Here is a 24,893-nt window from a genome sequence, read left to right on the forward strand (position 1 = left end):
GACTATTTACCAAATGCCCATTGTATGAAATCGGGGAAAGCATTACTCCATTCTCTATGCCCCTGTTTTCGGGTAATCGCTTTTGTATAAATAATGTCAGACGGGGCACAAACGTTTTTAGTTTTGATCAATGCTATTAGATCTTCGGTATGATTGATAGTGATACTATCCTGATACCGGCTGCCATTTTCATTCGTATCATCTCCATAAAACCAATATTTTAAGTGAGGCTTTTTTCGGGAAGAGCTTATTTTATTAAAAATAATTCTGTCCGAATTATCCGAGTAGTCAGGGCTCTCTGTTGATTTACTACTGAAGCCAAATGTGCCTGAAAAAACACCCACTTTATCGATTTTATCTGCATGATCCCAGGCTATATCAAATGCTGATAAGCCACCTAAGTCACAACCTGCAATTACCACCGATTTGAATTTTCGTACACCTGATTTCTTTTTTATAAAACTGTACAATTCATTGTCAATAAAGTCAGCATATTTATCAGCTTTGTTCCCTTTGTTTTGATAACCGGCATAACCTGCTACGCCATATTCCTGTGATTTGTCAAGAGTGTGTATAGCAACAATTATGAGGGGAGAAATTAATTTTTTCCTGAAAAGGCTATCAACAATTTCTGTCACTCGTAGCTTTTTAATATCCTGGCCATCATTCAATAACAATAAGTTCAGCTCTTTTTTATCTTCCGGTATTGGGGTGCTGATGATCGTAAGCTTGATATGCTCCTGTAAATGTCTGCTATAGATCTCGTCGTTTTGTTCTTTGGTCTTCTTCTTACAAGCACTCATTAAAAATGAGGAAAGTATAAGCAGCAACAATATTTTATACATATTTTTCATACGATTCATTTGTTTAACGAATGTATAATATTTAGCTGGAATGGTATATGTATGTCGATTGACGGGAATTAATTTCATCGATAATTGTATATTATTTGGTGGCGAGTCTGTAAACCCTTACCTTTGCACCGCGAAGTAGAGCAGCGGTAGCTCGTCGGGCTCATAACCCGAAGGTCACTGGTTCGATCCCGGTCTTCGCAACTAAAAAATGAAGGCTCGAAAGAGCCTTTTTTATTCTTAGCAAGTTGCCGATCAACGCTAAAGAATTTGATTACCTCCTCTCAATTCTTATAGCCAGATACGTGTGCCTTGCAGTTAAACGGTTATAAATGAAATCAGGATTTGTAAATATTTTTGGTAAACCTAATGCAGGTAAAAGCACCCTTTTAAATGCTTTAATGGGGGAGAAGATGGCCATTGTGTCGCATAAAGTGCAAACTACCCGTCATCGTATAAAGGCTATTTTAACATCAGATGAATATCAAATAATTTTTTCAGACACTCCGGGTATCATTGAGCCGAAATACAAACTGCATGAAAAAATGATGCAGGCTGTAAAAGGTAGTCTGGAGGATGCGGATGTTGCACTGTTGATCACAGATGCAAGAGAGAATCCCGAAGAAAGTCATGCAATTTTTTCTGCGTTGAAATTAAAAATGCCGGCATTGGTTATTTTAAATAAAACTGATAAGGTTAGTGAAGAAGATATAGCCAAAGCCACAGCGTTTTTTTTACAACAAACTTATTGTAAGCAGGTAATAGCCATTTCAGCACTTAAAAAGAAAGGCATAGAAGAACTATTGACAAGCATTGTAGCTTTATTGCCTGAAGGAGCGCCGTTCTACGAAGGAGATGATATTAGTGATCTGCCTACAAAATTTTTTGTAAGTGAATTGATACGTGAGAAAATATTTTTATTGTACGGAGAAGAGATCCCTTACCATGCAACTGTATTGATACAAGAGTTTAAAGAAAAAACTACCCTGATAAAAATACAGGCAGATATAATTGTACAAAGAGATACACAGAAAGGTATTATTTTAGGAGAAGGAGGGAAAATGATCAAGCAATTAGGAACATTGGCGAGGAAGGATATAGAAGAGTTTTTAAATAGCAAGGTATTTCTGGAATTGTTTGTTAAAGTGCGTCCTAAATGGCGTGACAATGAAATGCAGTTGAAAGAATACGGATATTGAAATTGAGTTTTAAATAAATATTTACGTTTTACGAATTTAGATCTGCGAATGAAATACCAGCATTCGATTTTAAAAAATTCGTAAATCGAAATTCACAAATCGTAATTTATTATGGGTTTTACAGTAGCAATAGTAGGCAGACCAAATGTTGGCAAAAGTACATTCTTCAACAGAATGTTGGAAGAGCGTAAAGCCATTGTAGATGATATCAGTGGTGTAACAAGAGATCGTCAGTATGGCGTAGCAGAGTGGGCGGGTAAATCTTTCAATGTGATTGATACAGGCGGTTTTGTTCCTAAGAGCGAAGATATTTTTGAAAGAGAGATCCGTAAGCAGGTTGTAATTGCATTAGAAGAAGCAGATGCGATCATTTTTATGGTAGATGTTGCTACAGGTATTACCGATCTGGATGATTCGATGGCACAAATGCTGCGTAAGACTAACAAACCTGTTTTCTTAGTCGTTAATAAAGTGGATAACCACGACAGGCTTTTAGAAGCATCTGAATTTTATAGTTTAGGTTTTGATAAGATCCATTTCCTGTCTTCGATCAGCGGAACCGGTACAGGAGATCTGTTAGATGATGTAACAGCCTTGATCGTAGAGCCAGAAATCATTGAAGAAAAACAATTGCCAAAATTTGCGATCATAGGTCAGCCCAACGTAGGGAAATCATCCTTACTAAATGCCCTTACTGGACAGGAGAGAACGATCGTAAGTAGCATTGCCGGTACAACTAGAGATACAATTCACACACATTATAATCTTTTCAACAAAGAATTCATTCTGATTGATACCGCTGGTATCAGACGTAAAGCAAAAGTAAATGAGGATCTTGAATTTTACTCTGTTATCCGTGCAATTAAGGCTGTTGATGAGGCAGATGTTTGTTTGTTGTTATTAGATGCGGAAAAAGGGATTGCAGCCCAGGATCTGAGCATTTTTGCCATGGCGGTTAAAAAAGGAAAGGGGATTGTTGTGTTGGTGAACAAATGGGATGTAATGCCAAAAGAAACGAATACAGCTCGTGATTATGAAATAGAGTTAAAGAAACGATTTGCTCCGTTTAGCGATCTTCCTATATTGTTTATTTCTGCCACCGAAAAGATAAGGATCATGAAGGCAATGGAAATGGCGTTGGAAGTATATGACAACAGGCAACAAAAAATAGCTACCTCTAAATTAAATGATGTTATGCTAAAGGCGGTGGAAGCATATCATGCGCCGGTAGTAAGAGGACATCAGGTAAAAATAAAATATGTAACACAATTGCCTGTAGTAGTTCCTTCTTTTGCTTTTTTCTGTAATTATCCGGATGATATAAAAACGCCGTACAAAAATTATTTAGAAAATAAACTGAGAGAAAATTTCAAGTTAACGGGGGTTCCAATCAGGATTTTCCTTAGAAAGAAGTAAAATCACTGCAGATTTTGCCTGTTTTATCCCCAAAATATGATAATGTTAATAAAATAGTTGCTAAATACTTGTATAATTAAAAAAAGTGATTAGTTTTGCACCGAATTTTTAAAAACTCAAAAAAAACAAAAAATGAAAAAATTATTTGCTATTCTTGCTGTTGCTGGTCTTATGACTGCTTGTAACAACGCTGAAACAACTGTTGACGCTGCTGCTGATTCAGCTAAAAATGCTGCTGCTGCTGCTGATTCTTTAGCTAAAGCTGCTGCTGCTACTGCTGATACTGCTAAAGCTGCTATCGATACTGCTGCTAGCAAAATGAGCGCTGTTGCTGATACTGCTAAAGCTGCTGTTGATAAAATGGCTGCAACTGCAAAAGAAGCTGCAAAACACTAGTTTTTTATAAACGATTTCTTGCTAGAGTCCCCTCGATTTATCGGGGGGATTTTTTATTGAAGGGCTATCAATGCAGATAATTTCTTATTACAATAAAACAGATTATCAATAAAAATAATATCAAAAGAATGGCCAGGTAAGTATAGGGTTGTTCTTTCCACCGACGTTTATCTTTCTGACGCTTAGATTTGGCTATATGTTTTTGCAGATCACGGTTTAATTGATCAACATAGAGGTTGAGATTCTTCTTGCCTTCCAGTTTTTGTAATCCTTCTACCGCATCATTTATAAAAGCATCATCAGCCATATTTTTTTCAATAGCATGGCTTTCTGATTTTGATAACTGATTGCTCAGATAATCCATTAATTGCTGGTTATCAATATCTTTATTACTGTTGGATAATATGTCAATTAATTCATTGCTCATTTTGGTGTTGCTGCAATAGCAGAATTCTTAAATTTCGTTTTCCGTTTTGTATATAACTTTTAACTTGTAAGAGGCTATAGTTCGTAATATCTGTTATTTCCTGATAACTTTTTTTCTGCAGATAAAACAAAGTTATGCATTGCTGTTGTTCGGTACTCAGTTGTTGTAAAGCAACCTCCATAGCATTTAACGTATTGTCTTTTTCAATTAAGGTAAGTTTTAATTCAGGTTCCTCTGTTAAAGTGATGGTATCATCGTTGATTGCTATATCGTATTTCCCTTTGCTCCTTAATTGCATCAGGCAATGATTTTTTGCAATTGTATATAACCAGCTCTTAAAATAATCTACTTTATACTTATGTAATTCAGTTATAGCTTTTAAAAAGACCTGTTGAACGGCGTCCTTTGCTTCATCCTCATTTTTCAAATATTTCATACATACACCCAATAACAACAATGTGTAGCGTTGTAATAAAATACCCAACCACTGATTATTTTTATCTGAATAAAAATTTTCCAGCAGTTGGTTATCTTCTATATGCCTGTATTTGTCGTTACTCAAAGCAATGTACTGTATATATTATCTTAGATGTAGTATCGACCCGAATTCCATAAACCTATCAGGCTTAAGGCAATTATTTTTCAATGATACCGGTATTAGTTGAGGCAATTTTTTTGTCTACTTTCGGTTTGTCAAGAAAAAGCATCTTTATGGCGATGAGTATCATCAATACGGCGAATATTTTTTTTACCGTTGTTTGTGGTAGGTTTAATGAAACCTTGCTACCGTAATAACTTCCAATCAAAAACCCTACAGCTAATATGGCCACTACTTTAACATCGACATTGCCTTGTTTATAGTATTGTAAAACGCCCAGTATACCTACCGGTAAAAGGATCAACCCCAGTGATGTGCCTTGCGCCGTATGTTGAGAAAATCCTAGAAAATACACCAATGCCGGAACGATTATCAATCCACCACCTATACCAACTAATCCGCTTAGCATGCCTGCAGCAATACCGATCAGTATCACTATCAGAATTGTTTGCATATCCATATTAGCTTTTTTTACAGACATTTATTTTGCAGGAAATTTTACTTTGTAATATTCTATCGCATCATTAATGATACTATATGCTGCTTCTTTATCCTGGAAGTCGTCTATTTCTACAACTTTATTTTCCAGTACTTTATACTGCTCAAAATAATTTTTTAATACTGCAATGAAATGTTTTGGTAATTCATTGATATTGGTAATATGATTTACTGTGGGGTCTTTTGTGGCCACAGCAATGATCTTGTCATCTTTTTCGCCATTATCGATCATCTGCATATTACCAATAACAGTAGCTTCTACAAGACATAAAGGCTGGATACTCTCACTACACATTACCAATATATCCAAGGGGTCATTATCATGTCCTAATGTTTGCGGAATAAAACCATAATTTACTGGATAGTGAAACGAAGAATAAACAACCCTGTCAAGTTTTAATAACCCTGTGGTTTTATCAATTTCATATTTAGCTCTTGAACCTTGAGGGATCTCTATCAAGCCATTTACTACTTCAGGTGCCTTTTTGCCATAATGTGCCCCGTGCCATGGATGTAATACGTACATGTAATCTATTTTTATTGTTAATTAGTTTGTTGTCAGGTCAGGCTGCAAATATACCCATAAGAACAGTATTGAGGATATAGTTAATTATGAATGGAACTCTGCCAATACAACTGGTTTCAATGCTTATAAATTTCCTGAAAAGGTGTATTTCAGGTCAACCAGCCATTGGCCATTCACCTTTACCATTTTTAATTTATTATTCTTTTCTTTTTTATATGAAGTTGAATAATTAATAATAGTTATAGAATCTGCAACTACATTAGTGATCTCTTTAATAATGATATCAGCATTTTTATAGTTCTCCAGTTCTTCTTTACCGATAGATTCGTACTGTTTTTCAAAAAGATCAAAGTATTGTTTATTTGTTTCATCTTTCAATACCAGAGTGTTGGCTTCTTTTAAATCGTTTACCAATACATCCTTTATAAATGTTCTTGCAACATCCATATCTGTGTTGGGAATCGTTTTTTTATTGTTGCAGGAATATAAAAGCAACAAACAAAAAAGTGCAGAAAATAGTCTGTTCATCATGCGATAAAGTTAACATCTTTACATTAAAATAAAAAAGCATCCCGTTTTTGGCGGGATGCTTTCTATATTTTATTGAATATTTATTGTGTTTTCAGATCTTTTAAAAGATTTTTAGCTGAATCCAATGCTTTTAATCCTTTTTCCATTGCCTGATTCAATGAATCCATATTTACATCTTTCATATTCGGCATAGAGTTATTAAGACTATCCATTCCTTCACCACTTTTTTCTTTCATTTTTTCCATACCCATTTGCATCATCGAAGCTTTATCAAAAGCTACTTTCCAGGCTCCATCTTCTTTTTTCAAAATAAAATTTGTTGATTCATTTTTTTCTTTGTTTTTCACTTCAATGGTTGCTTTATCACCTTCTATTTTCGGTTCACCGAATTCCATTTTTGTTTTATCATATTTGCTATCAGCTTCTTTACTGTCTTTCGCCATTTTTATTCCCATTTCCATCATGTCCAGCATGCTCTTGCTATCTGTAGTAGCAAGTTTTCTTGCGCCATCAATATCTTTTTTACTAAGGGCATCAAAAAAGCTGATCAGAACGCCTTTAGGGTCGCCGCTTCCGCTTTTACAACTTGTAATGAATAATGCACTGCTTAATATGGCAATTGCCATCAATAATTTTTTCATAAACGTTACTTTTAGTTTTAGACTTCAAATATAATTTTAATTATTACTTTTTTATAATTATTTGTATACAATCCTTTGTTGTTCGATACACAATGGATTTAAGAAAAGATCATCGACACCAATGAAGGCAAAGTTTTTAATATGGCTAATATTAAAATGCAATTTATCTAAAGAGCCCACTTTGTAACTTTTATAAACAAATTCGGCGCAATATACTCTGTCATCAGTTTTCAGGTCAAATTTCATATCAAACATCAGCCCCATTGCATAGAGTTTTTTTACTACTTTGATCACATTGTCATTCTCATTATCATTTAACCGAAACCTGAAAATACCAATTCCTCTGTTGCTATATGGTTCGCTGAAAGTCTCTATTGCATCTCTGCGTATTTTTTGATCGGGGTTAAATTCACCCCCCAGAGCGTGATAAACAAATACACTATCGTTTTCAATACTTGCAATACCGCAGTGCGAATAGGTTTTGTCTTTTTGATTTAATTGCCTTAAACTTTCACTGGTAAAATCGTTTCCGGTTCTTGTGATGAGATCACCGGAGTGTATCATTTTTTTTGCATTTTCAATTGCGGCAAATGACCTTGAAATCATTTGCATTTCGGCAATAGAGTCTTTGGATGTAAGGATTAACTTATTATAACTGTTTTGCTTACAGGCATACAAAAAAAATAAGAGGCAGCATGGAAGCCACCTCTTAAATGTGAATCGGTTTAAGGGTTTATTAACGATTTTCTTCATGTTCTTTATCCTTATCGTATGCCTTTATAATTGCTTTTACCAATCTATGACGCACCACATCTTCTTCATCTAATTCGATATGAGCAATACCATCAACATTTTTCAGGATACGTAGCGCTTTATCAATACCGCTACGCATATTTTTAGGCAGATCTATCTGCGTTGGATCACCTGTGATAATTGCTTTAGCATTTGCTCCAATACGTGTAAGGAACATTTTTAATTGTCCGTCATTGGTATTTTGGGCCTCATCTAAAATAATGAATGCATTATCGAGTGTACGGCCTCTCATGTAGGCCAATGGTGCGATTTCAATAGTTCTGGTGGTCATGTAGTAACCAAGCTTATCTGCAGGGATCATATCATCCAATGCATCATACAAAGGACGTAGATATGGATCGATCTTTTCTTTCAGATCGCCGGGCAAAAAACCAAGATTTTCACCGGCTTCTACAGCTGGCCTGGTTAAGATGATCTTTTTTACAGTTTTATTTTTCAATGCTCTTACTGCCAATGCTACTGCGGTGTAAGTTTTACCTGTACCTGCAGGCCCGATAGCAAATACAATATCATTTTTATCAACGGCAGTAACCATTCTTTTTTGATTCGCTGTTCTCGCTCTTACTGTTTTACCATTAGGTCCGAAAACAAGTACATCATTAGGATTACGGTCAATAAAATTGTCAACAACCTGTTGGTCGTCGCCACCTAATATTTGTTCAAAATAATTCTCACTCATATGACCATTGCGTTCGATATACTGAACGATAAGGTCGATCTTTTCTTTGGCATCCATAATTTGTTCGGGAGCTCCGCTCAGTTTTACCTGTGTACCGCGGCTAAGAATTTTCAAGAGGGGGAATTTCTTTTTTAGAATATCAAGTTTTCCATTGTTAACCCCAAAAAATTCAATTGGGTTAACGGTTTCGAGGTTAATGATAGTTTCTGTCAATGTCGTTTGTTTTATTTTGAAAAATATTGTTTCAAAAAACCATTAAAGAAGCATGCTATCCAAATTTAATGATTTAACACCATTACATCACAATTATAGTTATTCACAATATGTTAAAAAGGATAGGTGAGATTGCAAAATTTACTGAATAATTTGATCTGATTAACTGATTTTTTTCGAAAAGTAATGTGATACACATCATACAAAAAACTAATTTATGTCAGTCGGCATTTTTTTTGTGTAGATACCTTTGTGTTGTGATTGAATCTTTTGTAAGGCATCACAACTGGCTCACCTTAAGACTCTTTCTCTACATTTTTTATCATAAATATTTACAATTATGTCAATTACAAGTAATTTTTCTTCTATGTCAATTCCAAGTAATTTTTCTTCTTTCGAATCTACACCGGTGAACAACGAAATAGATAAATGGGTTCGACAGATAGCAACACAGTGCGAAGCAAGCGCTATTCATTGGTGCGATGGCTCACAAGAAGAGTACGATAACTTATGTCAGCTTTTAGTGGATAAAGGAACGTTCATTAAATTAAATCCCGAAAAACGACCGAATAGTTTTGCATGCTTCAGTGATCCGAGTGATGTAGCAAGAGTTGAGGATAAAACTTTTATCTGTAGCCGTCTTAAAGAAAATGCCGGTCCAACCAACAACTGGATGGCGCCTGATGAAATGAAAAAAATATTGAACAATTTATTGATAGGTTCAATGAAGGGTCGTACACTTTACGTGATCCCATTTTGTATGGGACCTATTGGTTCTCCATTATCAAGATATGGTGTACAGATCACAGACTCAGAATATGTGGTGGTGAATATGAGAATAATGACTCGTATGGGAGAAAAAGTTTTGCCACATATCCCCTCTAAACAATTTGTAAAATGTTTGCATACGGTTGGAGCGCCACTTACTTATGGAGTAAAAGATGTAAAATGGCCTTGTAATCCTGATGTAAAATATATCTCACATTTTCCTGATGAACGTTTGATCATTTCTTACGGTAGCGGATATGGAGGAAATGCATTGATGGGTAAAAAGTGTTTTGCACTACGTATAGCATCTGAAATGGGTAGGGAAGAAGGATGGTTGGCAGAACATATGCTTATTCTCGGAGTAAAAGATCCAAAAGGTCAAAAAACTTATGTTGCATCTGCATTTCCAAGTGCATGTGGTAAAACAAATTTTGCTATGTTGATTCCGCCAAAAGAATTTGATGGCTGGAAAGTGACAACTGTAGGAGATGATATAGCATGGATCCATCGTGCAGAAAACGGAGCATTACATGCTATTAATCCGGAAGCAGGATATTTTGGTGTGGCGCCAGGTACCAACTTCAAAACCAATCCAAATGCAATGGAGTCTATAAAAGCCAATACCATTTTTACCAATGTGGCTATTACTCCTGATGGTGATGTATGGTGGGAAGGAATGACCAAAGAAGCACCGCAAGGATTGATTGATTGGCATGGTCAACCATGGGATCCATCAAGTGGAAAACCTGCGGCGCATGCTAACTCTAGGTTTACTGCACCGGCTTTTCAAAATCCGGCCATTGATGAAGATTGGGAAAACCCGGCAGGAGTGCATATTGCAGGGTTTATTTTCGGAGGTCGTCGTAGTACAACCATACCGTTAGTATATCAATCATTCAATTGGAATTTTGGTGTGTATTTAGCAACAACTATGGGTAGCGAAACAACTGCAGCTGCGTTTGGTGAAGTAGGAAAAGTTCGTCATGATCCATTTGCAATGCTGCCGTTTATGGGTTACCATGTGGGAGATTATGTAAATCATTGGTTGCAATTCGGCCGGTCACTTCCAAATGCTCCACGTATTTTCGGTGTGAACTGGTTTAGAAAAGATGATCAGGGGAAATTTTTATGGCCCGGCTTTGGAGATAATATCAGAGTACTGAAATGGATCGTAGACAGAATTAACGGACATGCATCAGGAATAGAAAGCCCCATAGGTTGGATACCAAGATTCGAAGATCTTGATCGCAGAGGTTTAGAAAATTTCACCCATGATGATTATGATAAAATAATGACCATCGACAGAGAGCCATGGAAAAAAGAATTGTTATCACATGAAGAACTCTTCTCTCGTTTTTATGATAAACTTCCGAAAGAATTTATATTTATGAGAGAGCTATTACTCTCAGCGTTGTGGCGCTCTCCAGAACATTTTGGGCTGCAACCGGAACATCATTAATTTTAAAAGAGTATTGTAGCTAATTACAATACTCTTTTTTTAACCCTTTTTTTATGGAATGGATTATTAAACTTTTTACAGAGCAGACTGTAGCCCATGCGGTAGTAATTTATGGGCTTGTGATAGCAATTGGGATATGGTTAGGCCGGGTAAAAATATTCGGAATATCTCTTGGAGTGACGTGGGTACTTTTTATCGGTCTGTTATCTTCTTATCTCGGGGTTTCTGTAAATAAGGAAACAGAAGATTTTTTAAGAGATTTTGGCTTGATATTATTTGTTTACTCTGTTGGTTTGCAGGTAGGGCCTGGTTTTTTTGCTTCGTTAAGGAAAAATGCATTAGCAAATAATTTGTTAGCGGGCTCTGTGGTATTACTGGGGGTTGTTATTACGATCACATTGAAATATGTTTCAGGATCTCACATAACATTGATGGCTGGTGTAATGAGTGGGGCTGTTACCAATACTCCTGGCTTAGCCGCAGCACAGGCTGCAGTAAAAGAAATGAGCATTACAAATATTGACAATTCTTTGATCACCCTGGCTTATGCATGCGCTTATCCTTTTGGCGTGTTCGGGATCATTCTTTCCCTGATCATTTTAAAGAGAATATTTAAAGTAAATCTTGAGACCGAGAGAGAGCTTCATCGTAAATTAAATGTTTTCAGATCTAAACGTCCTGTATCGGTTCATTTGAATCTTGATAATCCTAGATTGATCGGACAACCGCTGAGGAAGGTTTTCAGTTTATTGAAAGATCCGATAGTTGTATCAAGAATGTTGAAAAACGGGGAAGTAATTACCCCAACACCGGATGTGATACTTGAAAAAGATGATGTGCTGTTAGTGGTGGTGCCAAAACATGAATTAGACACTGTTAAACTACTTATTGGTACAGAAAGTCCTATCGATCTGAAAACTCAATTGGGAAGTAAATTGATAGTAAAACACATTGTTGTTACCAATAAGGAAGTAACTCATCAACGCTTAGGAGATATTCATGAGATACATCAGGATGGATTTACTCTAACAAGATTAAGCAGGGCCGGTATAGAGCTTGTTCCTCACGGTAATATATACCTGCAGTTGGGAGATACGTTAAAAGTGGTGGGTACAGAAGAAGGCGTAGAAGGAGTTGTGAAACTTTTTGGTAATTCTCTTAAAAGACTGGAAGTGCCTGATCTGGCTCCCATCTTCATGGGAATAGTGCTGGGTGTGATCGTAGGTAGTATCCCTATTTATTTCCCTAATATGCCTGTATCAGTAAAAATAGGAATGGCTGGGGGCCCCTTAATTGTGGCTTTGTTGTTGAGCAGATTCGGCGGTATATTATACCTGAATACCTATACAACTAACAGTGCAAACCTGATGGTTCGTGAAATGGGGATCACCTTATTTCTGGCTAGTGTGGGATTACATAGCGGAGGGAATTTGGCGGCAGCCTTTGTAAATGGCAGTGGTTGGACCTGGATATTAATGGGAGCGGTTATTACGGTGATCCCGTTATTAACAGTGGGCATCATTGCGCATAAATTTTTCAGGAAAACATACTTTGAAATATGCGGATTACTCTCAGGTGCGTCTACCGACCCTCCTGCATTGGCATTTGCTTTAAAAATAGCAGGTAATGATATTCCTTCTGCTACTTATGCAACAGTTTATCCATTGACAATGATCATGCGGATTGTGGCAGCAGAGTTATTGATCTTACTTTTTGCGTAGCCACTTTCATTTTTATAATAAAAAAATCATGCGTCATTATCTTAAAATATACAGTACACTTTTTTTTATTGGGGTATCTTTTGGTGTATTTGGACAACAATCTCAAAAGCAAGTTAACCATCAAACTCAGGCCTGGCTTAGCGTTAATAGTACAGTTAAAGTGGTAAAAAAATGGGGCTTTATGTTTGATCTGCATGAAAGAAGAAATAATTTTCTGAAGGATAACAGTTTTCATTTTGTACGTGTTGGTATCAATTACTGGTTGAAAGATAATATCATACTCACTGCAGGGTATGGGCACATGTGGGTAGCACCCACAAAGGAAGGATGGAAAACATTTTCAAATGAAAATCGTATTTACCAACAGGTACAAATGAGTTCTAAAATTTCGAAAATATCAGTATTACAGAGATTGCGAAATGAGCAGCGCTGGCAGGAAAAAATAGTAAATGATAAAGCCAGTGGAGAAAATAAGTTTACGGACAGAATTCGTTATTTACTGAGTTTTACTATTCCTGTTTTTAAACAACCGCATTATCCCTCATTAGTTATAGCTGATGAGTTGTGTATGCAATTTGGGAAAGAGGTGGTGTATAATACATTTGATCAAAACAGAGTATTCGTTGGTATTAAACAGAAGATCACCAAAGACCTGAGTTTTGATGCCGGGTATATGTTATTGTTCCAGGAAAAATCTACCGGGTATCAATATGATCATAATGATACATTTCGCTGGTTCTTTTATTACACTCCTGACTATAGAAAGAAAAGTAAGAGCAAAAAATAAAATCCTTTCTAATTTAAGTTTGAGTAAGCTACAGCGATTGCTGCGCCTGCTTTTGCATTATGCAAGATCAATGCAATATTTGTTTGTAAACTTTCTCCTTCGGAGTGAGTAGCAATATATTGTAATAAGAATGGAGTGACTTCTTTTCCATTGATCTTTTCCTTTTCTGCAGCTGCCAGTGCTTGTTTAATGTGAACCTCCATTTCTTCAGCCGGCACCTCCTGGCTTGCAGGCACAGGATTAGCGATCAACGCAGTACCTTCCAAACCCAGTCTCCATTTTGTACTTAACAACAATGCAATTTCCTCCGGCGTATCTAATCTTAATGGTGAAGTAAATCCGCTTTTTTGCGAATAGAAACTAGGGAATTCATTTTGCCCTAGAGTTATGACAGGGATTCCCTTTGTTTCGAGATACTCCAATGTTAATCCAATATCAAGAATTGATTTTACGCCTGCCGATATTACGGCAACGGAGGTTTGCCCCATTTCTGTGAGATCAGCAGATATATCCATGCTGTTTTCTGCACCTCTATGTACTCCTCCAATTCCTCCTGTTACAAAAATTTTTATACCCGCCAGCGATGCAATACGCATTGTTGCAGCAACAGTTGTTGCACCGTATAAATTTTTACTCAATACATAAGGCATATCTCTTAAACTAACCTTCCATACATTTTCAGCTTTGCCAAAATATTCAATTTGTTCTTTTGATAAGCCTACATGACATTTGCCATCGAAGATGGCAATGGTAGCAGGTATGGCTCCATTTTTTCTTACAACATTCTCTACAGCTAAGGCAGTTTCAACATTTTTAGGCCAGGGCATACCATGTGAAATAATAGTAGACTCCAATGCAACTATTGGCAAATTTTTTTCTAAGGCAGCCTCAACTTCCGGGTGAATTTTTAATAGCGCATGTGTCATTCTGGATAATATTTAGCAATTAGTTGTAATAATGTTTTTTGGTCGATATGTGTAGCAATAGCACCATTTACCTGTAAGATCTCGGCAGATAAAGTATGTGCTGTTTTTAAACTGTCCCGATCATTCATGCCAATATATTTTGACATGATGAAACCTGATAAAGAACCATCCCCCGCCCCCGTACAATCTAATACTTCTGCTTTTGGCGCATCTAAATGAAATACTTCGTTGTTGTTATATAAAGTAGATCCTTTTGCACCTCTATGCAGCCATACATTTTGAACACCTCTTTGCAACAATTCATTTACTTGTTCTTCTGTAGTTGCTAATGAATCACTGCACAATGCCGGTAGTTCATCTTCATTTGGAGTGATAAGATACACTCCTTTTAGATCAGCAACAGATATTTTTTTTGCAGGAGGAACTGATACGCTTTCTATTATTAATGGAATATTTTTTTTGTTGCTAAAATTGACTAACCAGTTGATGACTTCTATGCTGACATTTGCATCTGCCAATAAATAGGCCGCATTACTCAGTAAGGATTCATGCTGTTCTAAATGTTCCGAAGTAATAAGATGAAATGCAGCGCTGGATAATAATGCGGTGAACATTGAACCATCTCTGTCGATGATAGCGGTATATTTGGCACTGGCGCCGGAAGCTGTAACAGATGCGTCAATTTGTACGTTAGCTTTTTGACAAATATCTTTTAACCAAGAGCCTTCCGAATCATTGCCAAAAACAGTAATTAATTGTATAGGAATATTGAGCAATGAAAGTTGATGTGCAATGTTGCGACTTACGCCTCCTGCACTTTTTAGAACTGTTACATTGTTTGTTGTGTGCAAGAGGATTGGATCAGAAGCATGAAATAATTCATCTACCAAAGCGGCTCCGATACATACGACAGGTTTTGACATGTATCAAATGTAATAAAACTAAATTATTATCTATCGGAAAACAATGATTTACTATCGTATTTTTTATTCTTTATCAACCACGAAGCAGTTTGATAGTATGCAATGGCTTTTTGAACCAAACTATCTGTATTGGTTATGTCTGTGGCATTCCCGGTAATAAAGTCAGGTTGATAACTTTTTATTTTTTTCAACGGAGATTGAACAATGAGTTGACCGTTTGTAATGAATCCTAATCCCTGGTATGTACTTATAAATGCCTTCTGGTTTTCTGCAGAAGCATGTGAAATATCCTGTCCGAAAAATTTGCTTTTGTAATTAAAGTTAAGCATGCCCAGTATAGTAGGAGCGATGTCAATTTGAGAAACGAGCCGCTCTTCTTTTTTTGGCAAAATATTCTTGGGAGAATAAATGATCATTGGAATGTGATAGCCTGTAACGGGCAACGCAGCACTGCCTGAGCTTGCAGCACAATGGTCTGCAACGATCACGAACATCGTGTTATTGAACCAGGGCTTACTTGCGGCACGTTTGATGAAATCTCCAATTGCAAAATCTGTATACTTTACAGCACCATCTCTGCTTTGTGTTGATGGAGGAATATCAATTCTTCCATCAGGATAAGTATAAGGACGATGATTAGAAACTGTCATTACCTGTGAAAAAAATGGCTTTCCTTTTTTATAGTTGTCATCCATTGTGTTTAGTGCTAACGTAAAAAGATCTTCATCTGCCACGCCCCAGATATTGGCGTAATGAATATCTTTAGCAGCAATGGCCGTTCTGTCAATTACATCATAATCATTGTTGCTGAAAAATGTATTCATATTATCAAAGTACCCATAGCCGCCATAAATGAATTGAGTGATATAGCCCTTGCTTTTAAAAACAGCTCCTAATGAGAATAAGCCTCCATTGTCAGGCCTTTTAACAATACTTTGTCCGGGAGAAGGAGGAATACCAAGAGATAATGCTTCTAGCCCTCTAACGGTACGTGTACCTGAAGCATACAGATTAGTGAAAAATATTCCTTCATTGGCCAGGCTGTCTAATTGTGGTGTAATATTATCCTTGTTGCCAAAGGCCTTCATAAATGAACCACTCAAGCTTTCCACACTTATCATGATCACATTCATCTTTTTTTCGGCTTCTGGATAAGTGATCTGCCGCTCCAGGTTAAAGAGGTCATTGCTGGTGAAGACTGCATTTGGAGTACTTAGTTGAGTTCTCATGATGTTGAATGCAGTGCTGTCGGGTAGTGTAGCATAATACTTATAAAAATCAAGTTCATTGCTTTTGTACGCCTGGACAAAATCATATATGCCATTGCCAGCTAATTCGTTGGCATAATTATTTTTGCTGAAATTTTTCCATTGAGGATTAACAATGAAAACCCCAATAGCCGGGATAATAAGTAACGAGAGCGCAAGTATACATCTTTTTATAAAACGAAAGGGGATATATACCGATTTCGTGATAGCTTTTCTTGCAAGAACATATAGAATAGTTGCTAACAAAAAAATGATACTAAGTATTGTGCTGATCGGATACGATTCTTTTATATTGCCAATTACTTCGTTGGTATATACAAGGTAATCTACAGCGATGAAATTATAACGGGCGCCAAATTCTTTCCAGAAAAAATATTCACTCACTGCATTAAAAAGAAGTAAAAAAATGACAATGAAACTAAATATTTTTAAAACAGCACTTCTCCATTTATAGCGGAATGATTGCCCCATTGTATAAAGAAATGCAAATGCAAGAAAACGAAAAATAATATAGTAGATAACCGCTTTATACAAGTCTCCATTAAAATCGGCGGGGAAGATATTAGTAAAGAATAATAGTGACAGCAATCCGATAAAAAAAGCAGCAGTAATGATTCGGCCTTTATTTGTATAAATAAAGTTATTAGTAAATGTTATTTGTAAAATAAAAGGAATGATTATAAATGAGCTAACAATAATGTCATATAGTAACCCTATAAAAAACACTCCCCAAATTTGACTGGCACTTATCTGCAATTCATTCCACATGCTTGTCATAAAAAACAATCTGGTGCAAACAGAGATGAGTATGGCTATAGCTGCCAGTAAAAATACAGGAGCGTATTTATGTTGTGTAAATATTCTTTTTAACATAGATTTTTTCGTGAGTCAAATTTACTACACTCTTATAACAAATAAAGGGATTGATCGCAATCAATCCCTGTAAATATTCTATTGCGTATTGTTTATATTATACCAATGCAATGTCCAGTACCTGTTGCATTGTTTTTACATAATGAAATTTCATGCCCTTAATAAACGTCTGGTTGATCTCCTCAACATCTTTTTCATTTTGCCAGCACATAATGATCTCTTTCAGCCCGGCACGTTTAGCAGCCAATACTTTTTCCTTAATACCTCCAACAGGAAGAACTTGTCCACGTAAGGTTATCTCACCGGTCATAGCAAGATAAGGTTTTATTTTTCTGCCGGTAAATGCACTTGCCAAAGCCGACATCATTGTGATACCTGCACTGGGGCCGTCTTTAGGAGTTGCTCCTTCAGGGACATGTATATGAATGTTTTTCTTATTAAAAAGTTCAGGATCGATATCCAGCTTTTTAGCATTAGCCTGTAGCCAGGTATATGCGGTTGTGGCACTTTCCTTCATCACATTACCCAGGTTGCCGGTTAATTTCAATTCTCCTTTCCCATCACTCAATTGTGTTTCAATAAAAAGAATATCTCCTCCTACATAGGTCCAGGCAAGTCCAACAGCTACACCCGCCATGTTAGCGATTTTGTACATATCGTTGCTGAAACGTGGTTTACCTAAAATTCTTTCTACATCATGTGCAGTAAGTGTTGGCTTTAATTTGTCTTTTGTAGCATATTCTTTAGCCAGGTTACGCATAATGCCGGCCAGTTGTCTGTCCAGATCTCTTACACCGCTTTCTCTGGTATAATCTTCAATTATTTTCTCCAGCACCTTGTCACTTATTTTTATAGTAACATCTTTCAGTCCGTGAGCTTCCTGTTGTTTTGGAACAAGATGCTGTTTAGCGATCTCAATTTTTTCTTCTACCGCATAACCGCTCAGGTCAATTATTTCTAAACGATCTCTTAATGCAGGTTGTATGCTGCTCAATGTATTTGCAGTTGCAATAAATAATACTTTGCTTAAATCATATTCCAGCTCTAAATAATTGTCATAGAAGGCGCTGTTTTGTTCGGGGTCCAACACTTCCAATAATGCAGAAGACGGATCACCATGTACCGTGTTACCTACTTTGTCGATCTCATCCAATATCATCACAGGGTTACTGCTTTTTATTTTACGGATAGATTGAATGATCCTTCCGGGCATGGCACCAATATATGTTTTACGATGTCCTCTTATTTCACTTTCATCATGCAAACCGCCTAAACTAACTCTTACGTATTTGCGATCGATCGCATTTGCGATACTTTTACCTAAACTTGTTTTACCAATACCCGGAGGGCCTACAAAACATAAGATAGGACTTTTCATATCTCCTTTTAATTTCAGCACTGCCAGGTACTCAAGAATTCGCTCTTTTATTTTGTGCATACCATAATGATCATGATCCAACACTTTTTTTGCCTTTTTAAGATCATAACTATCCTTGGTGTAATCTTCCCAGGGCAGATCCAACATGAGATCAAGATGGTTGTAAACGATCGAATAATCCGGCGTACTTGGATGCATACGTTCCAGTTTTTCGGCACCTTTGGTAAACATCTCTTTGGCAGCTTTCGGCCATTTTTTTGTTTCAGCTTTTTTCTGCATCTCCTTTACTTCAGCAACATTGTCTCCACCCAATTCTTCTTTGATGGCTTTCATCTGCTGTTGCAGGAAATATTCTCTTTGTTGTTTATCTAGCTCTGCTCTAGTTTTATTGGTAACCTTATTTTTAAGTTCGGTGTATTGCAATTCTGTTTGCATCAGGTTCATCAATAATTCAGCTCTGGCTTTAATATTGTTGATCACCAACAAACGCTGTTTGTCTTTAAGGTCACTGTTTAAATTACTGCTTACAAAATGTATCAGGAAAGCTGGGTTTTCAATATTCTTTAAAATAATAGCCGCCTCACTAGGTAGGTTAGGTGAAATACTGATGATCTGTGCTGCCAGATCTTTGATGCTTCCGATCATTGCATTAAAGTCAGCATCATCTTTCAGCACTTCTTCTTCCAGTATTTTTATTTTGGCTTTAAAATACGGGTCTTCTGTAGTGATCTCTTCTACTTTAAAGCGCTTTTTTCCTTGTATGATGATAGTGGTACCACCATCCGGCATTTTGATGAGTTTTGCAATTTTTGCCACAGTGCCTATTTCCTCCAGATCGCTTACAGTGGGTTCTTCAATTGTACTGTCTTTTTGCGCTATCACACCTATCAATTTGTCAGCCTTATATGCATCATTAACGGCTTTTATGCTCTTATCTCTCCCCACAGTAATGGGAATAACCACACCCGGGAAAAGTACAGTATTGCGTAATGGTAAAATTGCTAATTCTTCCGGAATTGCCTGTGCATCAGCATCTCCGCTATCATCTTCATTCAATGGAATGATAGGCATAAACTCCATTTCATCTTCAGGGCCTTGTAAAAAAAACTTATCGTTCATATTTATTTTTGTAAATGGTCAAAATGGCAAAATCAACAGCTGATACTGTAAATTTTGAGTGAGTGTATATATTGGCAATATTAATGCCGAAAGTTTTTATTCCAACGTTTAAATTGGCTTTATATTCTTAGAATTAGATTTTTTTTATAAATGTATAGCTATAAAAATTAAATAAAGTGATCGTCTATATCTCCCTTTAAAGGTACAGGAGGTATATTTGTGCTTTATGTATATTGATTGCACAGATAAAGAATTATTTATTTTTAAAAAAATTGCTAATGCCGCTGCGGAACTAGATGTCCCCTGCTATTTAATTGGCGGTTTTGTTCGTGATAAAATTATCGGCAGAGATACAAAAGATATTGATATTGTTTGTATTGGAGATGGCATTGCATTAGCGCATAAAGCGGCGGAAAAATTCAATCCTCATCCGCAGGTAAATTTTTTTAAAAATTTCGGAACAGCTCAGATAAAAGTTGATGATATCGAAATTGAGTTTGTTGGAGCAAGAAAAGAGAGTTATGATTTCAACAGTCGAAAGCCAGCTGTTGAAAATGGCACTTTAGAAGATGATCAGAATAGAAGAGATTTTACCATCAATGCTTTAGCGATCAGTTTAAACAAAGAGAATTATGGAGATCTGATCAACCCTTTTGACGGTATTGCCGATATTGAAAAAGGAATTATCAGAACGCCGTTGGCACCGGCCCAAACCTTCAGTGATGATCCGTTGCGTATGATGAGGGGCATTCGGTTTGCAGCTCAATTAAATTATATCATTGAAGAAAATACCCTGGAGGCAATTAAAGAAAATGCCCAGCGCATAAAAATAGTAAGTGGAGAACGCATTGCAGATGAGTTGAACAAAATTTTGATGTGCGCCAAACCATCGATCGGATTTGATCTGTTATATAAAGCCGGGCTATTAAAAATTATTTTTCCACAGATGGTGGCGCTTGCAGGAGCAGAGTATATTGATGGGAAAGGGCATAAGGATAATTTTTACCATACACTGCAGGTAGTGGATAATATTTGTGAAACCACAGATGATCTTTGGTTGCGATGGGCTGCGGTATTGCATGATATTGCAAAGCCGGCAACTAAAAGATTTGAAGAAGGACATGGCTGGACTTTTCATGGGCATGAAGTTGTAGGAGGCAGGATGGTGCCGAAAATTTTCGCTCAGCTAAAATTGCCACAGAATGAAAAAATGAAATTCGTAAGAAAGATGGTCGAGTTGCATTTACGGCCTATTAGTCTAACCAAAGAAAATATAACTGACTCTGCAGTACGAAGATTATTGTTTGATGCAGGAGAAGATTTTGATGCATTGATGAAATTGTGTGCAGCAGATATTACTTCAAAGAATAAGCAAAAAGTGACTCGTTTTTTGCAAAATTTTGAAATGGTAAAACAACGCTGTGCAGAGGTGGAAGAAAAAGACCATTTGCGAAACTGGCAGCCACCAATCACAGGAGAATTGATCATGCAAACGTTTAATTTATTGCCATCAAAAAATGTAGGCATAATTAAAGATGCGATACGAAATGCAATTTTAGACGGAGAAATTCCTAATGAGTATGAAGCTGCTCATGCTTTTATGATCCGGAAAGCAAAAGAGCTTGGGATTACGAATTAAGATGTATGATTTACAAATGTGTTAAGATAGATAATTTCCTTTGTTTCAGTGATGTTTATTAATTCGCACATCGTAAATCGTAATTCGTAAATAATTTTATTACTTTTACAGTACCAAACCAATCCATCATGGCTATTTTACGTTTTAGAATATATTGGGAAGATGATGATAGTATCTACAGAGATGTTGTTATAAAACATACCAGCAACTTTGTTGATCTGCATGAAGCTATCCTGAAAAGTTTTGAGTTTGATACAAAACACAAAGCAACTTTTTATAGAAGTAATGATCATTGGTTGAGAGGAAGAGAAATAACATTGGAAAAATACGATGATAGGGAATATAAGGTAGAACCGTTGATCATGGCAGACGTTACTTTAGGTTCGGAGATACGAGATCCGAATCAGAAATTCGTTTATGTGTATGATTTTAATAAGTACTGGACTTTTATGGTGGAATTGATCAATGTAGACAAAGAAGAAAATAGAAAGATTTCTTATCCGAGTTGTATTCGTACAGAAGGGATAGCGCCTTCGCAATACGGAACCAAAGGGTTGGTGGACAGTCGCCTAGCAGAAGTAGAAGAGAAATATGACCTGAATGCGGCCGCTATGTTAGAAGGGTTTACTGAAGAAGATGAGGATGGAGCTGTTACAGAAAGTGAAGATGAGGATTCGGGAGCAGAGGATGTTGGAGATGAATTTTAATTGACAGATCACTATATTGCGATGGATAATTTTTGAGTAGTTGTTACTTGGAAATTATCCATTTGTTTTTAGATGCAAATTTATATGAGTACAGATATTGCAGATAGTAAGAAAGCTAAAACATGTATTGTTATTGTAGGTCCCACCGCAATAGGCAAAACTTCATTTGCTATACAAGTGGCTCGGCATTTTGCTACAGAAATAATCTCTTCCGATAGCCGTCAATGTTTTAAAGAATTGAATATTGGGGTAGCAAAACCATCTATGGAAGAGTTGCAAATGGTAAAACATCACTTCATTAATTCTCATTCAATACATGATACTGTAAATGCAGGTGTATTTGAGCAATATGCTTTACAAAAAGCAGGGGAAATATTTAAAACAAATGATGTTGCTGTAATGGTTGGTGGTACCGGGTTGTATGTAAAATCATTTTGCTATGGAATAGATGAGTTGCCTGTTATCTCGGATGAGATCAGAGAAAATATTATTGCTGAATATGAATTTGAGGGAATGGAATGGTTACAGAAAGAAGTGGAGAAAAATGATCCGCTTTATTTTGCAAAGGGAGAAATAAAAAATCCCCAGCGTTTAATGAGAGCATTAGAAGTGAAATTATCTACCGGAAAATCTATCATTGAATTTCAAACGCAGGAAAAGAAAAAAAGAGATTTTAATATTATTCAGATAGGATTGGAAATGCCGAGAGAAGATCTGTATCAAAGAATCAATGACAGGGTAGATACAATGATGCAGCAAGGTCTGTTAGAAGAGGTTAGAGGTCTTGTTAAATATAAAGCACTCAATGCGTTGCAAACAGTTGGTTACAGAGAGCTGTTCGAGCATTTAAGCGGAGATATTTCATTAGCAACTGCTGTAGATTCCATCAAAACTAACACCCGCCAATATGCTAAAAGGCAAATGACCTGGTTTAAAAAGGATAAAATGATCAGGTGGATAGGTGTTGATGATTTAAAGAATCCAAATGATTTGATAATTTGAAAATTTGTAAATCGTTAGCTGCTTCCTTGTTTGAATGAATAGTAAAATAATTCACTTCTGTTATCATCAAATTATTTCGTTGAAGCACCTTGCTCTATCCAGCAACGAATCAGGTCTCTTTCTTCAGGTGTAATGCCGGTCTTATTATTTTGTGGCATCGTTTTAGTAACTACCACACGTTGCATGATCTTGTCTTTCAATTTTACAATATCATCCGGTGTGTCATACACAACGCCATTTGGAGGTGCTGTATAGATGTCGTCGGTAGGTTTACTCGAATGACAAGGGGTGCATCTTTGTATAATAATTCTGTTTACAGTTGCAAAATTTACTGGTTTGCATTCTCCCGTATTTTTCTGCGGAGCAGTAACAAAGCATACTCCCAACAAAACGATAACAGATAAGGGGAGTACCCAAACATTGTATTTCCCTTTTTCTTTTAGATTCAAATAATGTTTTACTCCGGCCACGCCTACTGACATACCCGCCAATACTGCCCAAGAGTAGGGGTTTCCAAATGTACTCGGAAAGTGATTGCTTACCATCACAAACAAAACAGGCAAAGTAAAATAGTTGTTATGTAATGATCTTGCCAATGCATTTTTTCCCAATGTGGGGTCAAGCGGTTTGCCCTCTTTGGCAGCTTTTACCATTGCCTTTTGTGAAGGAATGATCACAAAGAAAACATTGGCTACCATGATACTTCCTATCATCGCACCAAAATGTATATACGCAGCTCTGGCACTAAATACATGTGCATAAAAATAAGCAAAACCTGTAGCAATGATGAGGCCAACCAATGCGAATAAAGTCCCCTTCTTTACCAAAGGAGATTTGCACATCAAATCATAAATGATCCATGCTGCAATAAAAGATCCGATACCAATGCTGATAGCTGTAGCTGAACTGATGTCCAAAACGTTTTTGTCGATCAGCATTGCTTTTGCATTAAAATAATATACTACAAAAAGTAAACTGAATCCTGATAGCCAGGTGAAATATGCTTCATACTTAAACCAGTGTAAATGCTTAGGAATTTGTTTTGGTGCAACTTTGTATTTCTCTAAATAATAAAATCCTCCGCCATGCACAGCCCAAAGGTTACCGGCTAATTCATCTCTTACATTTTCTGTCCTATTCAAGGCATTCTCGAGAAATACAAAATAAAATGACGCTCCTATCCAGGCAATACCAAACGTAAAGTGCATTAAACGTATTATAATATTCAGCCATTCCATTAAATGACTCTCATATGGGGTGCCTTTTACCACAACATAGGTATAACTAATTAGCAGCACAATTACCAACACCAGTGCGGCATAATTAAAGTTTTGAGAACCAATGATCTTTTCCTGATAGGATTCAGGTTTGTCGTCTTTTTCTTTAGATAAAGCATTGAAATGATAGGTCATACTTACCAGCATAATCAATAACATTCCCAAAACGCCATATACCAAAATATGTATCATATATTATAAACAGTATTAATAACAACCTTAAAACTACAAAATTTATAGTTTTGTTTCGTATTTTTA

The 24,893-nt window shown here is 36.4% G+C and carries 23 protein-coding genes and 1 tRNA gene; 10 read left to right on the top strand and 14 right to left on the bottom strand.

The window, feature by feature from the left end; genetic code table 11:
• Positions 1-2: 2 nt before the first annotated feature.
• Positions 3-932, bottom strand: a complete 930-nt coding sequence (locus tag LK994_RS08550) for an alpha/beta hydrolase (RefSeq protein ID WP_229759658.1) — start codon at positions 930-932, stop codon at positions 3-5.
• A 51-nt stretch (positions 933-983) separates the two neighbouring features.
• Here LK994_RS08550 and LK994_RS08555 point away from each other — a divergent pair.
• The 4 genes from LK994_RS08555 to LK994_RS08570 all read left to right on the top strand — a co-directional run bounded on the left by LK994_RS08555 (position 984) and on the right by LK994_RS08570 (position 3,862).
• Positions 984-1,055: transfer RNA gene (locus LK994_RS08555), tRNA-Met, on the top strand.
• Between the two features lie 128 nt (positions 1,056-1,183).
• Positions 1,184-2,050, top strand: a complete 867-nt coding sequence (era, locus tag LK994_RS08560) for a GTPase Era (protein ID WP_229759659.1) — start codon at positions 1,184-1,186, stop codon at positions 2,048-2,050.
• A gap of 111 nt (positions 2,051-2,161) precedes the next feature.
• Positions 2,162-3,466, top strand: a complete 1,305-nt coding sequence (der, locus tag LK994_RS08565) for a ribosome biogenesis GTPase Der (protein ID WP_229759660.1) — start codon at positions 2,162-2,164, stop codon at positions 3,464-3,466.
• A gap of 132 nt (positions 3,467-3,598) precedes the next feature.
• Positions 3,599-3,862: a hypothetical protein gene (locus LK994_RS08570; protein WP_229759661.1), complete on the top strand. Its 264-nt coding sequence runs from the start codon at positions 3,599-3,601 to the stop codon at positions 3,860-3,862.
• A 67-nt stretch (positions 3,863-3,929) separates the two neighbouring features.
• Here the strand turns inward: LK994_RS08570 and LK994_RS08575 are convergent, their stop codons facing one another.
• From LK994_RS08575 to LK994_RS08610, 8 genes are all read right to left on the bottom strand, one after another.
• Positions 3,930-4,289: a hypothetical protein gene (locus tag LK994_RS08575; protein WP_229759662.1), complete on the bottom strand. Its 360-nt coding sequence runs from the start codon at positions 4,287-4,289 to the stop codon at positions 3,930-3,932.
• Positions 4,279-4,851: an RNA polymerase sigma factor gene (locus tag LK994_RS08580; RefSeq protein WP_229759663.1), complete on the bottom strand. Its 573-nt coding sequence runs from the start codon at positions 4,849-4,851 to the stop codon at positions 4,279-4,281. Before LK994_RS08580 ends, LK994_RS08575 begins: the two co-directional genes overlap by 11 nt.
• A gap of 73 nt (positions 4,852-4,924) precedes the next feature.
• On the bottom strand, positions 4,925-5,368 hold the full coding sequence (locus tag LK994_RS08585) for a sulfite exporter TauE/SafE family protein (RefSeq protein ID WP_229759664.1): 444 nt from the start codon (positions 5,366-5,368) through the stop codon (positions 4,925-4,927).
• Positions 5,369-5,911 (bottom strand): inorganic diphosphatase, encoded by a 543-nt coding sequence (locus LK994_RS08590; protein ID WP_229759665.1) that lies wholly within the window; start codon positions 5,909-5,911, stop codon positions 5,369-5,371. It abuts the gene before it with no gap.
• 123 nt (positions 5,912-6,034) lie between these two features.
• Positions 6,035-6,442 (bottom strand): hypothetical protein, encoded by a 408-nt coding sequence (locus LK994_RS08595; RefSeq protein WP_229759666.1) that lies wholly within the window; start codon positions 6,440-6,442, stop codon positions 6,035-6,037.
• 80 nt (positions 6,443-6,522) lie between these two features.
• Complete coding sequence (locus LK994_RS08600; protein WP_229759667.1) at positions 6,523-7,083, bottom strand: nuclear transport factor 2 family protein; 561 nt, start codon at positions 7,081-7,083, stop codon at positions 6,523-6,525.
• A 57-nt stretch (positions 7,084-7,140) separates the two neighbouring features.
• Positions 7,141-7,647 (bottom strand): YiiX/YebB-like N1pC/P60 family cysteine hydrolase, encoded by a 507-nt coding sequence (locus tag LK994_RS08605; RefSeq protein WP_229759668.1) that lies wholly within the window; start codon positions 7,645-7,647, stop codon positions 7,141-7,143.
• A gap of 172 nt (positions 7,648-7,819) precedes the next feature.
• Positions 7,820-8,788: a PhoH family protein gene (locus tag LK994_RS08610; RefSeq protein WP_229759669.1), complete on the bottom strand. Its 969-nt coding sequence runs from the start codon at positions 8,786-8,788 to the stop codon at positions 7,820-7,822.
• 340 nt (positions 8,789-9,128) lie between these two features.
• On the opposite strand from LK994_RS08610, the gene LK994_RS08615 reads away from it, so the two are divergent.
• The 3 genes from LK994_RS08615 to LK994_RS08625 are packed head-to-tail and all read left to right on the top strand — an operon-like array spanning position 9,129 to position 13,523.
• Positions 9,129-11,015, top strand: a complete 1,887-nt coding sequence (locus tag LK994_RS08615; protein ID WP_229759670.1) for a phosphoenolpyruvate carboxykinase (GTP) — start codon at positions 9,129-9,131, stop codon at positions 11,013-11,015.
• Between the two features lie 53 nt (positions 11,016-11,068).
• On the top strand, positions 11,069-12,736 hold the full coding sequence (locus LK994_RS08620; protein ID WP_229759671.1) for a putative transporter: 1,668 nt from the start codon (positions 11,069-11,071) through the stop codon (positions 12,734-12,736).
• Between the two features lie 28 nt (positions 12,737-12,764).
• Positions 12,765-13,523 carry a DUF2490 domain-containing protein gene (locus LK994_RS08625; RefSeq protein ID WP_229759672.1) on the top strand — a complete coding sequence of 253 codons (759 nt, stop codon included), beginning with the start codon at positions 12,765-12,767 and terminating at the stop codon, positions 13,521-13,523.
• Positions 13,524-13,531: 8 nt separating this feature from the next.
• Here LK994_RS08625 and LK994_RS08630 read toward each other — a convergent pair whose 3' ends face one another.
• From LK994_RS08630 to lon, 4 genes are all read right to left on the bottom strand, one after another.
• The gene (locus tag LK994_RS08630; protein ID WP_229759673.1) at positions 13,532-14,449 is read right to left on the bottom strand and encodes a pseudouridine-5'-phosphate glycosidase; all 918 of its coding nucleotides are present in this window, start codon (positions 14,447-14,449) and stop codon (positions 13,532-13,534) included.
• Positions 14,446-15,372 carry a carbohydrate kinase family protein gene (locus LK994_RS08635; RefSeq protein WP_229759674.1) on the bottom strand — a complete coding sequence of 309 codons (927 nt, stop codon included), beginning with the start codon at positions 15,370-15,372 and terminating at the stop codon, positions 14,446-14,448. The genes LK994_RS08630 and LK994_RS08635 overlap by 4 nt, the downstream gene beginning before the upstream one ends.
• A gap of 26 nt (positions 15,373-15,398) precedes the next feature.
• Positions 15,399-17,513: an LTA synthase family protein gene (locus tag LK994_RS08640; RefSeq protein ID WP_229759675.1), complete on the bottom strand. Its 2,115-nt coding sequence runs from the start codon at positions 17,511-17,513 to the stop codon at positions 15,399-15,401.
• A 97-nt stretch (positions 17,514-17,610) separates the two neighbouring features.
• The gene (gene lon / locus LK994_RS08645) at positions 17,611-20,010 is read right to left on the bottom strand and encodes an endopeptidase La (RefSeq protein WP_229759676.1); all 2,400 of its coding nucleotides are present in this window, start codon (positions 20,008-20,010) and stop codon (positions 17,611-17,613) included.
• A 226-nt stretch (positions 20,011-20,236) separates the two neighbouring features.
• On the opposite strand from lon, the gene LK994_RS08650 reads away from it, so the two are divergent.
• The 3 genes from LK994_RS08650 to miaA all read left to right on the top strand — a co-directional run bounded on the left by LK994_RS08650 (position 20,237) and on the right by miaA (position 23,358).
• Positions 20,237-21,649 (top strand): CCA tRNA nucleotidyltransferase, encoded by a 1,413-nt coding sequence (locus tag LK994_RS08650; RefSeq protein ID WP_229759677.1) that lies wholly within the window; start codon positions 20,237-20,239, stop codon positions 21,647-21,649.
• A 128-nt stretch (positions 21,650-21,777) separates the two neighbouring features.
• Positions 21,778-22,356 (top strand): plasmid pRiA4b ORF-3 family protein, encoded by a 579-nt coding sequence (locus tag LK994_RS08655; protein WP_229759678.1) that lies wholly within the window; start codon positions 21,778-21,780, stop codon positions 22,354-22,356.
• Between the two features lie 84 nt (positions 22,357-22,440).
• Positions 22,441-23,358 carry a tRNA (adenosine(37)-N6)-dimethylallyltransferase MiaA gene (miaA, locus tag LK994_RS08660; protein ID WP_229759679.1) on the top strand — a complete coding sequence of 306 codons (918 nt, stop codon included), beginning with the start codon at positions 22,441-22,443 and terminating at the stop codon, positions 23,356-23,358.
• 71 nt (positions 23,359-23,429) lie between these two features.
• Here the strand turns inward: miaA and LK994_RS08665 are convergent, their stop codons facing one another.
• Entirely contained in the window at positions 23,430-24,827 is a 1,398-nt protein-coding gene (locus tag LK994_RS08665) for a urate hydroxylase PuuD (RefSeq protein ID WP_229759680.1), read from the bottom strand.
• Positions 24,828-24,893: the final 66 nt, after the last annotated feature.

It is taken from the genome of Ferruginibacter lapsinanis (genome assembly GCF_020783315.1).
Taxonomy (GTDB): domain Bacteria; phylum Bacteroidota; class Bacteroidia; order Chitinophagales; family Chitinophagaceae; genus Ferruginibacter; species Ferruginibacter lapsinanis.